Origin of the sequence: Streptomyces sp. NPDC059832 (genome assembly GCF_042731715.1) — a bacterium.
Classification (GTDB): domain Bacteria; phylum Actinomycetota; class Actinomycetes; order Streptomycetales; family Streptomycetaceae; genus Streptomyces.
On the sequence record NZ_JBHWIY010000074.1, the window covers coordinates 1 to 14,946 of the forward strand.

Below are 14,946 nucleotides of genomic sequence, written 5' to 3' on the forward strand. Positions count from 1 at the left end.
GCGCTCCCCGATCGCTTACGAAAACACCTTCCGCCCAACAACAACTACCCTGACCCGAGCCGCATAGACGTGTTCAAGATCCGGGGTCAAGGCCCATCACCTCGAACCTACGGTGTATGCCGGCCAGTTCCTTCGGGGTGATGCCGAACTCCTTGGCGACCCGCGGGCGGGCTTCCTGAACGTAGAGCTTGACCCGCTGGTAGTTCCCGGTGAACCCGTACTTCGTGACCAGCCGTTCATGGATGACCGCGGCCTTCATCAGGACCTTGGTCCGCAGCATCGCATCGACCAGCGGCGCGAACTCGTCGATCACCCTCGTCCGGGACCGACCGTTCGGCGACCGCCGCGGCGGCGTCGCAGGGCCCGGCGACGACAGGTAATTCCGGACCGTCTTGCGATCCAGGCCCGTCTACCGGGCGATCTCCGAACCAGACCGCTCACACCTCACCAACAGCCCAGAACCCGAACTGTTTTGGATCAATACATCCTCAATGAGTGAACCCAATGAGTTTCGGATCAACAGGAAGGCGGGAACAGCAGCAATCTTACTGCCTGTGAGTTGCGTTGGGTGCAGCGCAGTCATACGCGGGGGATGGTTGGACGTCTACTTTAGTGCTCCCGAAGTCAGACCGGCCTGAACCTGACGCTGGAAGGAGAGGTAGACCACCAGGACGGGGAGCATGGCTATGGTCATGCCGGCGAACAGGGCAGGAAAGTCCGCTGCGTAACCCTGCGCGGAGAGGAGATTCACCAGCCCCTGCGTTACTACCTGGTGCGCTTTTGTATCGCCGCGCTGGCGCTGCATGAGTACTACGGGTAGGAGGTATTGGTTCCACTGGCCCAGGACGTTGAAGATGCCGACCGAGACCAGTCCGGGGCGAGCCATAGGAAGCATGACCTGGAAGAACGCCCTTGTGTGTGAGCATCCGTCCACGAACGCTGCCTCTTGGACGGCGGTGGGCAGCGTTCGAAAGAAGGAGTGAAGAAAGAATATGGTGAACGGCAGCGAGAAGGCGGTGTACACCATCGCCAGCCCGGTACGGGTGTTCAACAGGTGAAGGTTATTCACCTGGAAGAACAAGGGGACCAGTGCCAAATAGACCGGGAACATGGCGCCGGCAACGAAGCCGTAGTAGATAACCCGGTTGCCTCGGAACCGGTAGCGGGCCAATACGTAGGCAGCCATAGAGCCGAAGAGCATAGTGGCGGTTATCGAGACCGCCATGACTGCCAAGGTGTTCGCGAAATAGCCGCCGATTCCCTGGGACCAGGCCCGCGCGAACGAGCCGAAGGACCAGTGCGTGGGCCAGCTCCAAGCACTTGAGCCGAGCTGTGCATTACTCTTGAACGACCCGAGCACGACCCACAGGGTCGGCAATATGATCATGACGGCCCATAGGGCGAGGAAGCCGTGGGAGAAGACGTTGAGGGTTCGGCCCTGCGCGCCGAACTCCAGCCGGCGGTCGGTCGTACGACGGCCGCGTACTTCCGGCAGGCGCAGGTCGTCGGTTCTGGTGGTCATGGTGGGAAGTCCTTTGCCGGTACTCGACGGTCAGTACTCGACGCTGTCGCGTCGGGTGAAGCGCAGCACGGCGAGTGACAGCGCGAGGGTGATCACGAAGATGACGACGCCCATCGCGCAGGCGTAGCCGGCATTGCCGAAGGCCAGGAAGTTGCGCATCAAGTAGGTCGCGAGGACCTCACTACGGTGATCAGGCCCCCCGCCGTAGCTCGAGCCTGGTGTGAGGCTTGCGACGAGGGCGAAGGCGTCCATTGCGGCGATCGCGAGGTACACCCACGCCGTCTGGACGGAGTCCCACAACAGGGGGAGGATGATCCTCATAAAGGTCTGCCGTCGGCTCGCGCCGTCGAGGAGCGAGGCTTCGAAGATTTCCTTGGGTATCGACTGCATCGCGGCGGAGAAGAGCACCAGGTAGAAGCCGACTCCCTGCCAGACCAGGATGGCGAGGATGCACCACAGAACGGCGTCGGGCGAGGCGAGCCAGGGGAGCGGGCTGCGGGGGTCGATGAGCCCCAAGGTGGCGGCGATGCCGTTGAGAAGTCCGGCGGAGTCCGAGCGGTAGGCCGCCTGGAACATGATGACCAGGATCGCGACGGAGAGCACTTGGGGCAGGAAGAAGACAGTGCGGTAGAAGGCTGAGCCGAATATGCCGCGGACTCCGGCTGCTCCCCGGCGCCCGCCTACGTTCAGCATGAACGCGAAGAACAAGGCCAGCACGATCGTCACCACCGGCAGGACGACAAGCAGCTGTGCGTTGTGCCAGAGCGCGGCCAGGAACACCTCGTCCTTGAACAGCCTGCTGTAGTTCTCCAGGCCTACGAACCTGCTTGGTGGCGCCACCCCGGACCAGTCGGTCAGCGAATAGCCGAAGGTTTCCAGATATGGCCAGAGTACGAATGCCGCGTAGAGGCCTGTGGGGCAGATGAGGAAGGCTGTGACGAACAGATCCTTCCGAAGGGTTCTTCTCAGCCGCATACAGTTCGCTCCTGGTCGGGCACATGGGTGGCACGGGTTCCCCCGGCGCGTGCGGGGGTGGGAAGACGTGGATCAAAGGGACTGCCGGGAAGGCGGACACGGAGGTTGAGTGCGTGGCCCCGGTGTACCGGTCTGGTCGGGGCACTCTGGTTCGGGGGCAACCCGGAGTGGGGCGATGAGAGTCAGGCTCGGGTGAACTTTCGCACCGAGGAATCAGCCAGGGTGCGGTCCGCAGCGCGCTGTGCCCTCTCGATGAACTCGCCAGGCTTGATGCGGCCGCCCGTGAGCTCACCCATGGCAGTTTCCAGTTCGGTCTGCAGCTTGGAGTACCAGACGGGGTGCTTCCAGGAGATGACGTTGTCGCCGGCGGCGTTGATGAGTGCACTGGCGGACCTGATGCCCGGCGGCAACGTGGCCGCGATCTCAGGTGTGACCGCTCCCTTGACCACGGGTAGCGCCCCAGCGCTCTTGGCGAAGGCTCCGCCTCCGGCCTTGGAGCACATGATGCGCAGCATCTCCACGCCGCCAGCCTTGTTGGCGGCCTTGGCCGGCACGGCAAAGGATTCTGCCGCGACTGCTCGCGCCGCAGTGGGGGGCATCTTGTCACCCGGCGCCGCAGGCATCGGCATGACGGCCATGTCGAAGCCGGCCGGTGCGGTGCCCTTCATCTCCTGTTCGAGCCAAGAACCGCAGGGGATGAAAGCCGCCTTGCCCTGGGTCCATGCCGTCTGCGCCTCAGTATGGGTCAGGCCCTCAGTGCCAGGAAACATGTAGCCCTTGGCCACCAGCGAGTGGATCCGCTCCACCGACTGCACGACAGCATCCTCACGCCACGCGTTCGGCCGAAGGTTGTCGATCTTCTTCATGATGTCCTCACCACCGGCCCGGGCGACCATGTCCATGAGCACGACCATCATGTAGAAGGGGTACTTGCCCTGGTGGGCCCACGGGGCTACGCCTGCGGCCTTGATGGTGGCGCACAGGACGGTGAAATCCTTCCACGTCTCCGGAACCGCCCAGCCGTTCTTCTCGAAGAGGCTGGGGGAGTACCAGAGGCCGTATGCCGTCAATGCGTAGTTGAGTGAGAAGACGCCGTCGCCGATGCGGCCAGCTTCGACAGTGCCGGGCAGCAGGGTGTCCCGCACCTTCTTCGAGGGGTTGTCGATGGAAGGAGCGTCCAGCAGGGAAGTGAGATCGGAGAGTTGGCCGTTGGCGTGCAGCACGTCCAGCTTCAGCTTCTTGTCGCCCTCGTTGAAGATCAGGTCCGGCGGTGAGCCGGCGTTGAAGCGAGGCTGCAGGTCTCCGGTGACGTCCTGGCCGCTGCTGTGCGAGATCTCGGCGCCGGGGTACCGATCCTGGTACAGCTTCTCGAACGCCTTGGCAAAACCGTCACCGAGACCGCCCTTGAAGACGTAGACGTCCAGTGGCGCGTTCGCTCCGACTCCGAACGGGTTGGCGGTACTCTTCGCTCCGCCTGTGTTCGAGGTCCCGGAACCGCTGCCGCCGGCGCAGGCGCTGAGCAGGCTCGCCCCGGGAACGGCCATCGCGGTCATGACAGCGGAACGGGCCAGCAGCTGCCTGCGGCTCATCGACGAGCGCGTGGTGGGAGTCAATGGGTTTCTCCTGTCTGGAAGGAGGGAGGCGGCGCACCGTTGCCCTCCTCGAGTTGGCGCAGGGATGCTTACGCGACCGGGGCGTCGGCAGTGTCCGGCGCGTCCAGCACGACCACTGTTTTCGAGAGCCGGGCCTTCTCGGCGGCCCAGACCACCCGGTGCCCGGCCAGACTGGTTCGGGCGTCAGAGGGAAGGGCGCTGGTGTCACCTGTGGCCACTGCATCCAGGAACGCTGCTATGAGCGCATCGTCACCACCGGCGTGACCGTCGGCGGCGGACGCTCCGGGGTGGGTGTCGGTGATGCGGTGCTCCTCTGTTCGGTCGGTGGCGAAGTCGTGCAGGCGCACGACTTCGCCATCCCCTTCAAGGCAGCCTCGGGTTCCGAAGATTCGGGTCTTTCGGTGGACGAGCGGAGTGAACGCGGTCATGGTGAACGAGGCGGTGGCTCCGCTGGGGAACTCCAGGCCGACGACCTGGTGGTCGACCACGTCGTTGTCGCATGAGTACACGCAGCGTCCGTAAGGGCTGTGTTCGAGCGCTGCCAGCACTCCCTGCGGCGTGGTGTCGCGGGTCACCATCGACAGGGGCCAGTACTCCCGTACCGGGTCACCCAGGCAGCTCATGTAGATCTTCTTGGCCGAGTAGGCGCAGGACTGCTCCACCGGGCACGTGACACAGGTGTCCGTAGCCGAGAGCGGCTTGTGGGCCGCAGTGAAGTGACTCAGCGAGCCGAAAGAGGAGACCTTGTCAGGTTCCTCGTCCATGACATACATCAGCCAGTCGAGGTCGTGGCAGGACTTGGTGAGCAGCATCGGCCCCGACTCATCCTCGCGGCGCCAGTTTCCGCGTACGTACGAGTGCGCCTGGTGCCACCAACCCACCGGCTCCAGGTGCTCGATGCTGACGATGGTGCCGATGCGTCCGGAGGACAGCAGCCCCTTCAGCACCTGGGTGTAAGGCGTATAACGCAGTACGTGCCCCACGGTGAACACGACCCCGGCACGCTCTACTGCCTCGATGATGCGCGCGCAGTCGTCTTCGTCGAGCGCCATCGGCTTCTCCAGCAGCATCGCGTATCCCTGCTGTGCCGCGAGAACGGCCTGGTCGGCGTGGCAGGTGTCCGGAGAGGAGATGACGACCGCGTCCGCGAGGCGCTCAGCACCCAGCAGGGCAGCTGCATCATCGAAGACGCGTCCGGGCGCGAGGTTGAACTCGGCCGCGAAGCTCGCCCGCGCTTCGGGGTGGGGGTCGGCCACTGCGGTGATGCGTGCCCCCTGGGCCGTAGCCCGCCGGGCGTAGCCGAGCCCGCGCGTACCCGCGCCGACTATCGCCACACTGATGGGGTGATTGTTGGCCGGTTTCATCTTTGATGCCCCTCTGACCTGATAATTTATTACCTCAGATATGTAACTGGGGGAAGTAAATGATTGAGATGCCCCCGCGTCAAGAGGAGTAGCTCACCGTGACCGAATCGTTTCCGGTGCCCGCGCGCGACCAGACGCCCCTTCGCCGGGTGAATGAACTGTCCGTTCTGGCGGTGCTGCGCGATGGTGCTCCGCGTTCGCTGCGCGAGGTTTCGCACGCCACCGGCTTGTCCTGGCGCACGACCCAGGTGGTAGCCGAGGGGCTCGGCACTCACGGCTGGCTCGCCGAGACCGAAGCCGCAAGCGAGACCGCCGGCAGGAAAGCGGTTGGGCGACCTGCACGCCGATACCGCTTCCGGGCCGAGGCCGGACACGTCGTCGGGCTCGACATCGGCGTGCACCGCGTCCAGGTCCTCATCGCCGACCTGGCCGCCGAGGTCGTCGGGAGCGGCAGCGCCATGGTCTCGCCGAGCGATCCGGCACCCGATCGCCTAGCCGCGGCGCAAGGGGCACTGAACGCCGCGCTCGCAGAGGCCCGACTGACCCCGGCAGACATGTGGGCTGCGGCGATGGGTACCAGCGGGATCATCGGTCCCGATGGGACGGTCACCGCATCCGCCCTGCTTCCGGGCTGGAACGGGCTCAACCCGGGCAAACTGATCAGCCCTTCGCTGCACTGCGACGTAGAAGTAGCCAATGACGCGAATCTCGCCGCGCTCGGCGAACGCTGGCGTGGTCATGGCGCCAGGACGGTCATTTACGTCCTCGCCGGGACCCGGCTGGGCGCCGGCCTGATCATCGATGGCCGGCTGCACCGCGGCGCCGCCGGCGCCGCCGGCGAGATCGGCGCCCTGCGTGGCGCGGGCTGGCCCGACGCAGCAGAACGCCTGGCCACCACGGACATCGGGGAAGGCGCCGCCGGAGACCGCGACCACGCGGCGCACCGAGTGTTCGCGGCAGCAAGGGCCGGGAACCAGGCCGCGCGCGCTGCGGTGGACCGGTTCGTCGCCGACATCGCTCACGGAATCGCCGCCATGGTGCTCACCATCGACCCCGAACTCGTAGTGTTGGGAGGGGGTTTCTCCCACGCCGCAGACCTGCTCTTGCCCCGGCTGGGAGCTGAACTGGCCGGCATGTGTCCACATCTTCCGCTGCTGAAGGCTTCCGAACTCGGCGACGATGTCGTTGCCCTCGGCGCGCTTCGCTTGGCCCTGGACACTGTCGACCAGCGCCTCACGGAGCTGGACAGCGCCGAGCCCCTCACCCCTGCCGCCATTCGGGGCCTGTGACAGGCGTGTGGGGCCGGGCCGCCCCGCAGCGCTGCGTTCTCCCCGCGCCGATGACGCGAGGGGCCCGCCTCGACGCACCCCCTTGACGGACCGGCTTGGGGTCCCTTTACTTCCCTCAGTTACTTAACTGAGGTGAAAAACTAGCCTCGGGTTGCAGGCGAGGCACTGCGGCTTCGGCCTGCCCATCCCGTCCCGCCGACATCGCCCGCCAACCCTGGCGGAGAGTCGCGGGCGGCCTGCCTTCACAAGGAGGAACCCAGTGCCACGTTTCCACAGACTGGCGGCGATACTTGCCGCCATCGCGCTGGCAGCAACCGGCGCGGCTGTGCCAGGCCACGCGTCGGCCATCACCGCCCCCGCGTCCACCGACCCCGGCTACACGCTCACCGTGGGGTCGAAGGGGGGGAACATTTTCGCCTCCGATTCGCCGTCCAGCCCGTACATCGACAAGGACGGCACGTTCTACACCCAGCAGTCCGCCGCACTCTACGGACCGACAGACCCACGGTACTGGCGCTTCAACTCCGGCAGAGACTTCGACAATGCCCCGCCCTCGGCCGCACTCAACGCCGCCAACAACGACACCACCGCACTGTGCAACAAGAGTCCCACCGGGCTGTCGGCTACCAGCGCTCCCTCCACCTCCCACTACTCGCAGCGCAACTACTGCGACCTGATCGGCACCTGGGTCGATCCGGACACCGGAGACTGGATCGGTCTGGTCCACAACGAGTTCACCCCGGCGCCCTTCGGCGACGGCATGCACTACGACGCGATCGACTACGCCATCTCAACCGACCAGGGGCTCACGTGGACCATCGTCGGCAACGTACTCACATCCCCGTACAGCACCAAGCGCGGCGACACGGCCGCCTTCCCGAACCAGACCTACTACTACGGCGACGGTGATCAGCGACTCTTCGTCGACACGGCCTCCGGCTACTTCTACGTCTTCTACGCCTCCAGCATCATCGACAAGCCCGGCTGCAACGGCGCGATCCACCGTCTGGAGCACGTCGCCCGTGCCCCCATCTCCAAGAAGATGGCGACCGGCAGCTGGCAGAAGTGGTACGACGGCGCCTGGACACAGCCCGGCGTCGGTGGCCAGGAAAGCAACATCCTCGACGTCACCGAAGCCAACCCCAACGGCTATACCCCTGTCGACGAGGACTACAAGCCCTCCAACCCCGGGTGCGTCAGCCAGCAGCTTGCCGCCGGCACCCTGCCGCCGCAGTCCCCGCTGCTCTACATGAACGTCTCCTACAACGCCCACCTCGGGCTGTACGTCGCGGGCGCCAACCCCTTCAACCCGAACGACTCCGCACATGCCGAGCCCTTCTTCGTCACCGACAACCTCGCCACTCAGAAGTGGCGCAAGGTCGCAGACACCGGATCAGTCCTGTACAAGGACTACTGGTACCACTGGTTCGTCGACAGCGGGAACCGCAGCAGCAGTACCATCGTCGGAAGGACCTTCCGCAGCTACTGCGACTTCGGATGCCCCTCCGGAAGTCCGGAGTACCGCGACATCACGCTCGACTCCACCACACCCGCCGTACCTCCGGTCGACATCTCGAAGACTTACCGGATTGCGAATGTCTCGGGCCGCACTCTGACCCAAGTCACCGGCAGCACGGCAACCACCTCGCTGGCCTCACCCACCGGTTCCGGGCTCGAAGCCTGGGCGTTCCGGCCCAACGGCGACGGCTCGTACCTCATCACCAACGCGGCGACAGGCCAAGCCCTCGGCGTCCCCTCAACTGCCACCACCTCCAGGGCCTGGGGAACTCAGCCGATAGCCGCAACCGCGAATCCGTCCGACGTCGGCCAGCAATGGTTCTTCCTCAAGAACACCGACCGCAACAACAATTCGCTGGGTTCTTACCGGCTCGTCAACCGCTACAGCAGCCTGGTGCTCGGCCTGTCCGCCGAACCCGCGCGCCTGGCAGAGACCACCCCGCCACGCAACTGGCCCAATGCTGATCCCAGCACGGTTGGCGGAACGCGCACCGAATTCGAGCAGGCTCTGAAGTTCACCGCAGTCGGAACAGCACCGCCGTTCAGCCCGGCGCCCTACAACGTTGCTCTCAACAAGCCTGCGACCGCCCAGAGTACCCAGGGCCACAGCGCGCCGGCGCTCGCGGTAGACAGCGACCCCACCAACGCCAGTTACTGGGGAACCGATCCCGCCCCCCAGTGGTGGCAGGTTGACCTCCAGGGCACCTACACCATCGACAGCATCATCGTGACCAACTATGTCGATGGCACCCGCTTCTACCAATACGAGGTGCAGGCCAGTAACGACCACGTCAACTGGACGACCATCGCTACGAAGAACGGCACCTCCAAGGCCACCAGCACTGGTGACATATACCCGGTCAACACCACCGCTCGCTACCTGCGCGTCAACATGACCGGAAACTCTGCCAACTCTGGTGTTCACATCACCGACTTCAAGGCCATCGGAATCTCAGCCACGTAAGGTCTGTTGCGAAACTGGATCTCGTGCGTCGATGTTCATGCGTTCGCCTGATGTCTGATCTGATGAACAGTCAGTGGCCCGGCTTGAGCACTGCTGGCACAGGGCATCAAGCCGGGCCGTCCGCGAATGTGGACACTGCGGCGGCGGGGAGAAGCGCTCATTGTTCAGTCCTACGACAGCAAAACTGATACCTACTGGCCGCAACCGGCACCGTTGCCGGGTGCCAGGCGCGTGGTCCATGTTGCTGCTCAAAGCCGTGAACATCGACATCACCGCCGTGCGGGAGCCTCCCGCAGCGGTGAACAACTGCTGACGCGAGTCGTGAACATAGCCACAGACTCTCAGCGCGGGTCCTTGCGCATGCACCAGGTGCGGGGGCCGTTGTCAGGGAGCTGGACGTCGGCTGTGACCTTGAATCCGAGTCGCTCGTAGAAAGCCACGTTCCGTTCGCTGGAAGTTTCCAGGAACGCCGGGCATCCGGCGTGTTCGGCCTCTTCGAGGCCGGGAAGCAGCACTGCGCTGCCAAGTCCCTGCCCCTGGGCCTCGGGGGCGGTTCCCACCGTCTCCAGGAACCATCCCGGCTCCTGCGGCCGGTAGGGCGCGACGGCCTGCTCAGCAGAAGCAGAGGCAGCCTCCCGATCACCGCTGAGTTCGCCGAGTACCGGGCCGAGCTCGGCGAATGCGGGCGAGGGGTTCTGGCCGGGTACGGCCCAGACAGCCACAGCACGGCCCCCGTCGGCGACCCACACCCGGCCGTACACCATTCCGATGCGGGTCAGGCACAGCTCCTGGTAACGCCGGATCCGGTCCTCGTGACCGTCCGCGGCGATCACGTGCCGGGTGAAGGGATAGTCGGCGAAGGCCCGGGCGAGGGTGTCGACCGCGGTGGGGACATCGGCGTCGGTGATGGAACGTACGGAAGGGGCGTTCTGGTGCTGCGGCATGTTCACCAAGCGATCTTGACAGCAGATTTGTTCCTTCGGCAACGCATTTTGGGCCGGGCACTCATGTCCTGCACAGTCCGGAGTCAGCCGACACTCAGCACGCCCTTCACGGAAAATGAGCTCGTGCGTTCACTGCCGCGCTCGATCTACCAGCACATGCCGAGCTGGTCGAGGTCTGTCCGGCGCTGTTCGGGGAGCTTCGCGGCGCGTTTACGGACGTTGTCGAGCCAGGTGCCGAGCTTGACCACCACGGGCCCCTCAGCACCGCCCTGACGGCCTGTCGGGCCGGTCTCCGTCTCCAGGTGCTCGACGTGCTTGCGGGGCACCCGAAGATGCCCCTCACGCGTGTGAAACTGCCGCGCCGCCGCGAGGTTGCCCGCCCGCTTCGTATCCTGCGTCTGCTTCACCGGCCGCTCGTCTTCCTCGGCTGGTGTGACCTTGAGGGTGTTCTCCAGGATCCACTGCTGCACGGGCTGGAGCTGTTCCCGCCCGTACCGTTGCGCGGTGACCCAGCGTCCGAGGTCTTCGCCCTGGATGATGACGTCGCCCGTAGCCGTGGGGAGGGTTCCGCCGGCCTGGACGTGGTTGTGGACGAGGCGGTAGCAGCGCTGCCACCCGGTGTCCCATACCGGGCACCACCCCGGATCGATCGCGTCCGGCTCGTCCCGCCGCGCCTCGGTCATCGCCCCGAAGGGGCGGGGCGGCTGGCCGCGCGCGGCTTCTCGTTCTCCCGCGCCCTGCGCGCTGCCGCGCAGGTGTTCTTCGCCCAGGCCCCAATGGGATGCCCCTCCCACACTGCAGTGGTCGGAGGGAGGAAGTGCCCATGTACCCCGGCGGTACTCCTTGGCGACGGCGATCCCGTCCGCCCAGGCCGCCTCCTGCTCCGACCACACCATCCCGAGCTTCTCCAGCTCGGCCACCCGCCCGGCCTCTGGCACCCCGGCCGCGTAGGCGCGGCGCTGCTCGGCGATCCACTGCCCGAGCGGATACCCACCGACCACGCCCGGTCCTCCGGCGTGACGACCGTGTACGGCACCCGCAGCGCACCGTTCCCGGTCTCGCGCAGCCACCGCCCGGCTGCCTCGATCCCACGCCGCCAGTAGGCACCCTCCGGGTCGAGACCCGCAGCCGCACGAACTGGGCCAGGACTGCGGGGTCGCGTTCCTCGCTGAACCGCAGCACCCGGGCCGCCGCCCCGCTCACCCGCACCCCGCCCCGTCTCCGTCCTCCAGGACGTCCTCACCGTCCTCGCCGTCGTGCTCCTGGTCCTGGTCGTGGGCGTCCTCCTGGCCGCTGTGGAGGAGTCCTCCGGCTCACCGTGGCCGACCGGCCACCGGTTCGCCGATCGCATCCGGACCATGCATGCCACGATCCACGACGCCTTGCCGACGTAGCGTCAAGTCGGCAGCCTTCACGGCGCCGGGTTTCGCTGTTGGGCCCGGGGCCATTGGGTACCGGAGTAATGTCGGGCAGTCAGATATATTCTGAACGGGGGCTTGTGTGGTGCGGGACCAACTTCTCGGGGCCGTTACCGGCTGATTCGTCAGCTGGGTGAATGTGGCATGGGCCAGGTGTGGGAAGCGCGCGACGGCACCCTGGAACGTCTGGTCGCGGTAAAGGTGATCACTCTGCTGTCCGGTGGCGGCAGTCGGGCGACGAGGCGCGGACCCGGTTCCTCCGCGAGGCACGGATCACCGCCCTGCTGCAGCATCCCAACATCGTGACCGTTCTCGCCCTCGGCCAGGCCGAGGGCGAGAACGGCAAGGCCCCTTGGACCGCTTTGGCCTGGGCCGATGTCGCGTGTCCTGCCCGGTTCCCGTACCGGAGCTGCCCCTGAGCCGAGCCCGGGGCCGGCGCCCATGCCCACCGTGGTCTCGGTCGCTTCGGGCAGCCCGGCCGCCACTCGCGCCCCCACCCCGATCCCGCCGGGTCTGGCGGTGGGCGGTTCCTTATTCACCTACCTCTCTGGTCGGATACGATCGACTGCTATACGATCGGTTTGAGATCGAGCAGAATGTTGATGGAGGAGGATCATGACCAACCCACAGCGCCCGGACACGGCTCCGCGCGGACCGGGGGCCGTGTCGCAGGCTCACGGCCCCGTGCAGGGGGATGCCATGAGCGGACGCCACGTATCCGTGGTCATCGTCGGCGCGGGATTCTCAGGGCTCGGTACGGCCATTCGGCTGCTGCAGGAGGGCCACCGGGATGTGCTCATATTGGAGCGGGCCGACGAGGTCGGCGGCGCATGGCGGGACAACACCTATCCCGGGTGCGCCTGCGACGTTCCCTCGCGCCTGTACTCGTTCTCCTTCGCGCCCAATCCCGCGTGGAGTCGGCGCTTCGCTCCGCGCGAGGAGATCGGGCAGTACCTCAGGCGCTGCGTCGACGAGTACGACCTGACGCCGAATCTGCGGCTCGGCTGCGAACTGCAACGCGCTACCTGGGATTCCGAGCGGCAACGCTGGGACCTGCGGACCAGCACGGGTCCGCTCACCGCCGGGCTGCTGGTACTGGCCCAAGGCCCGCTGTCGGAACCGGCCGTTCCTTCGCTGCCCGGGCTCGACAGCTTCATCGGCGAGGCGTTTCACTCCGCTCAGTGGAGGCACGACCTGGATCTGAGCAACAAGCGGGTGGGAGTGATCGGGACCGGCGCGAGCGCAATCCAGTTCGTACCTCACCTGCAGCGCACGGCACGGCAGGTGACGGTTTTTCAGCGCACTCCGCCCTGGATCGCGCCGCGCCGTGATCGGCCGATCCCGCAGTGGCAGCAACGTCTGTTCCGGCTGGCACCGCCGGTGCAGCGACTGGCTCGCGGCTGGGAGTATCTGGCCCGGGAGGCGACGCTGCCCGCTCTGCTCGGCAACCGCACCATGGCCGCCTTCGGCCAACGCGAGGCGCTTGGCCATCTGCACCGTCAGGTCGCGGACCCGGGAATGAGGGCCAAGCTGACCCCGGACTACGAACTGGGCTGCAAGCGGGTCCTGCTGTCCGACGACTACTACCCGTCCTTGGGCCAGCCCAACGTCGACGTGGTCACTGATCCGATCACGAGCATCGGGCCCGATGCGGTGCTCACCGCGCCCACCGCTGCGGCGCGGGACGGAGATGCCATCGCCGAGCACCCGGTGGACGTGCTGATCTACGGAACCGGGTTCCGCGTCACTGACGCCACGTACGCGCAGCAGGTCATCGGCGCCGACGGACGGTCCCTGAGCGAGGTCTGGGAAGGCAGCCCGCAGGCCCACCTCGGCACGACGGTCGCAGGATTCCCCAATCTCTTCCTGATGGCAGGTCCCAACACCGGCGTGGGGCACACGAGCCTCATCTACATGATCGAGTCGCAGATCGACTACCTGCTCAGCTGCCTGCGGCTGATGCGCAGCCGGGGCCTGACCGCCGTGGAAGTGCGTGCCGAGGCCCAGCGCGCCTTCAACGCGGAGCTGCAGAGCCGGATGGAGCCGACGGTCTGGGCCGCCGGCGGCTGCGTCGGCTGGTACCAGGACCGCACCGGTCGTATCACGTCCATCTGGCCCGAACCGACATGGCGATTCCGTCGTCGCACGCGAGCCTTCGACCCGCGGCAGTACGTGCTGACGGCGGAGGGCGCCGCCCCGCCGCGTCCGCAGCCGTCAGGCCGGGCCGCACGGAATTCTGAAGGGTGAGTCCAGGGTCGTGACGCGTCCTCGTGCCCGCAGCAGCCGGAGGATCCCGCTCAGGGAGTTGATCGTGCCCACCGCGCTGTTCCGTACTCCGGCCACCCGCCTCTTCGCTGCCGAAGCGCTGAGCGCAGTCCTGTTCTCGGTGCCCATGCTGCTGTTCACCACGCCCAGTCACCCCAGAGTGCCCGACTGGTTCCAGTTACTGGGGCTCGGCCTCCTGCTCACGATGATCGGCGCCACCGTGCACACGTGGCGGCGGACTATCGCCGACGAGTTAATACCCGCCGGGCGAACGGGCCCGGCGGCCGGGGGAGCCTGCGGGCGTCTGCGTGAACAGCTCGGTGCGGAGCGCCGGTTGCGCCGGCTGCTGATCCTCTATCCAGCCGTGCTGGTGCTGCTGCTGCCAGTCCCCGATACCTGGGTGAACTTCTGGTTCTGGTCCACGCTGCTGGCCGCCGTAGCCGGACTGATCTCGCTCGGCCTGCTGCTGCGCACGCCCGGCCGTCGCGGGCGCACATGTTCAACTCCGACGGCAGCGCCCGACACGCTGGCGGTGTACGTTGGCCGCGCGCGGCATCGTCGGCGCTGAGGGGACCGTCAAGCGTCTGGTGACGGACGGTGACCGGTTGCGTGGTGTCGAGCTGGTCGAGGGGCATGTCGTCCCCCGCTCCGCGGTCTTCGTCTTCCCGCACATGGTGCCCCACGACACCCTGCTCACCGGCCTGGGGTGCGAGCGGGACCCCAACGGTTGGGTGACCACCGACACTGCGGGCCGGACCAGTGTGTTCGGGGTGTGGGCGGTCGGCAACGTGTCCGACGCGCAGGCGCTCGTGATCACCGCTGCGGGACAGGGGGTGGCGCCGCGTTCGCCCTCAACCATGACCTGGTCGCGGAGGACGTCGAGCGTGCCGTGAAGGACGGCAGCTCTTCGTCCGGGGCGCCGCAGCACGTGCCGCGGCGGGCCCCACGAACCGCCTTGTCCGACTGACCTCCCGGTCGTTGAGCCGGCCGGTTCCCGGCGGATGCGGTTCCCGGCCGGCCGGGAACCGTGCACATGCATCACGAACACACCAGCAAGGTAGAGCTCACCATGGC

The 14,946-nt window shown here is 66.5% G+C and carries 12 protein-coding genes and 1 pseudogene; 6 read left to right on the forward strand and 7 right to left on the reverse strand.

Annotated elements, in window-relative coordinates; all coding sequences use genetic code 11:
- Positions 1 to 94: 94 nt before the first annotated feature.
- The 5 genes and pseudogenes from ACFV8T_RS44640 to ACFV8T_RS44660 all read right to left on the reverse strand — a co-directional run.
- Positions 95 to 481: pseudogene (locus ACFV8T_RS44640) on the reverse strand (IS21 family transposase); the annotation flags it as partial.
- A 123-nt stretch (positions 482 to 604) separates the two neighbouring features.
- Positions 605 to 1,522, reverse strand: coding sequence for a carbohydrate ABC transporter permease (locus ACFV8T_RS44645; RefSeq protein ID WP_385339421.1), 918 nt, complete (start codon positions 1,520 to 1,522; stop codon positions 605 to 607).
- A gap of 30 nt (positions 1,523 to 1,552) precedes the next feature.
- On the reverse strand, positions 1,553 to 2,497 hold the full coding sequence (locus tag ACFV8T_RS44650) for a carbohydrate ABC transporter permease (protein WP_385339423.1): 945 nt from the start codon (positions 2,495 to 2,497) through the stop codon (positions 1,553 to 1,555).
- Positions 2,498 to 2,679: 182 nt separating this feature from the next.
- Entirely contained in the window at positions 2,680 to 4,050 is a 1,371-nt protein-coding gene (gene ngcE / locus ACFV8T_RS44655; RefSeq protein ID WP_385339426.1) for an N-acetylglucosamine/diacetylchitobiose ABC transporter substrate-binding protein, read from the reverse strand.
- A gap of 128 nt (positions 4,051 to 4,178) precedes the next feature.
- A complete protein-coding gene (locus ACFV8T_RS44660) occupies positions 4,179 to 5,474 on the reverse strand; it encodes a Gfo/Idh/MocA family protein (RefSeq protein ID WP_385339429.1) in 1,296 nt (431 codons plus the stop codon).
- 98 nt (positions 5,475 to 5,572) lie between these two features.
- Between ACFV8T_RS44660 and ACFV8T_RS44665 the strand changes: the two genes are divergently transcribed.
- Both ACFV8T_RS44665 and ACFV8T_RS44670 read left to right on the forward strand, forming a co-directional pair.
- Positions 5,573 to 6,763 carry an ROK family protein gene (locus tag ACFV8T_RS44665; RefSeq protein WP_385339432.1) on the forward strand — a complete coding sequence of 397 codons (1,191 nt, stop codon included), beginning with the start codon at positions 5,573 to 5,575 and terminating at the stop codon, positions 6,761 to 6,763.
- Positions 6,764 to 7,022: 259 nt separating this feature from the next.
- Entirely contained in the window at positions 7,023 to 9,245 is a 2,223-nt protein-coding gene (locus ACFV8T_RS44670; protein ID WP_385339435.1) for a discoidin domain-containing protein, read from the forward strand.
- 341 nt (positions 9,246 to 9,586) lie between these two features.
- Here the strand turns inward: ACFV8T_RS44670 and ACFV8T_RS44675 are convergent, their stop codons facing one another.
- Together ACFV8T_RS44675 and ACFV8T_RS44680 are read right to left on the reverse strand one after the other, a co-directional pair.
- The gene (locus ACFV8T_RS44675) at positions 9,587 to 10,189 is read right to left on the reverse strand and encodes a GNAT family N-acetyltransferase (protein ID WP_385339452.1); all 603 of its coding nucleotides are present in this window, start codon (positions 10,187 to 10,189) and stop codon (positions 9,587 to 9,589) included.
- Positions 10,190 to 10,335: 146 nt separating this feature from the next.
- Positions 10,336 to 11,190, reverse strand: a complete 855-nt coding sequence (locus ACFV8T_RS44680; RefSeq protein WP_385339438.1) for a helicase associated domain-containing protein — start codon at positions 11,188 to 11,190, stop codon at positions 10,336 to 10,338.
- A gap of 255 nt (positions 11,191 to 11,445) precedes the next feature.
- Here ACFV8T_RS44680 and ACFV8T_RS44685 point away from each other — a divergent pair, with 255 nt between their 5' ends.
- From ACFV8T_RS44685 to ACFV8T_RS44700, 4 genes are all read left to right on the forward strand, one after another.
- A complete protein-coding gene (locus ACFV8T_RS44685) occupies positions 11,446 to 11,583 on the forward strand; it encodes a hypothetical protein (protein WP_385339440.1) in 138 nt (45 codons plus the stop codon).
- 723 nt (positions 11,584 to 12,306) lie between these two features.
- Positions 12,307 to 13,854, forward strand: a complete 1,548-nt coding sequence (locus ACFV8T_RS44690; RefSeq protein ID WP_385339443.1) for a flavin-containing monooxygenase — start codon at positions 12,307 to 12,309, stop codon at positions 13,852 to 13,854.
- Positions 13,855 to 13,918: 64 nt separating this feature from the next.
- Positions 13,919 to 14,440, forward strand: coding sequence for a hypothetical protein (locus tag ACFV8T_RS44695; protein ID WP_385339446.1), 522 nt, complete (start codon positions 13,919 to 13,921; stop codon positions 14,438 to 14,440).
- Between the two features lie 19 nt (positions 14,441 to 14,459).
- Positions 14,460 to 14,765 (forward strand): FAD-dependent oxidoreductase, encoded by a 306-nt coding sequence (locus tag ACFV8T_RS44700; RefSeq protein ID WP_385339449.1) that lies wholly within the window; start codon positions 14,460 to 14,462, stop codon positions 14,763 to 14,765.
- Positions 14,766 to 14,946: the final 181 nt, after the last annotated feature.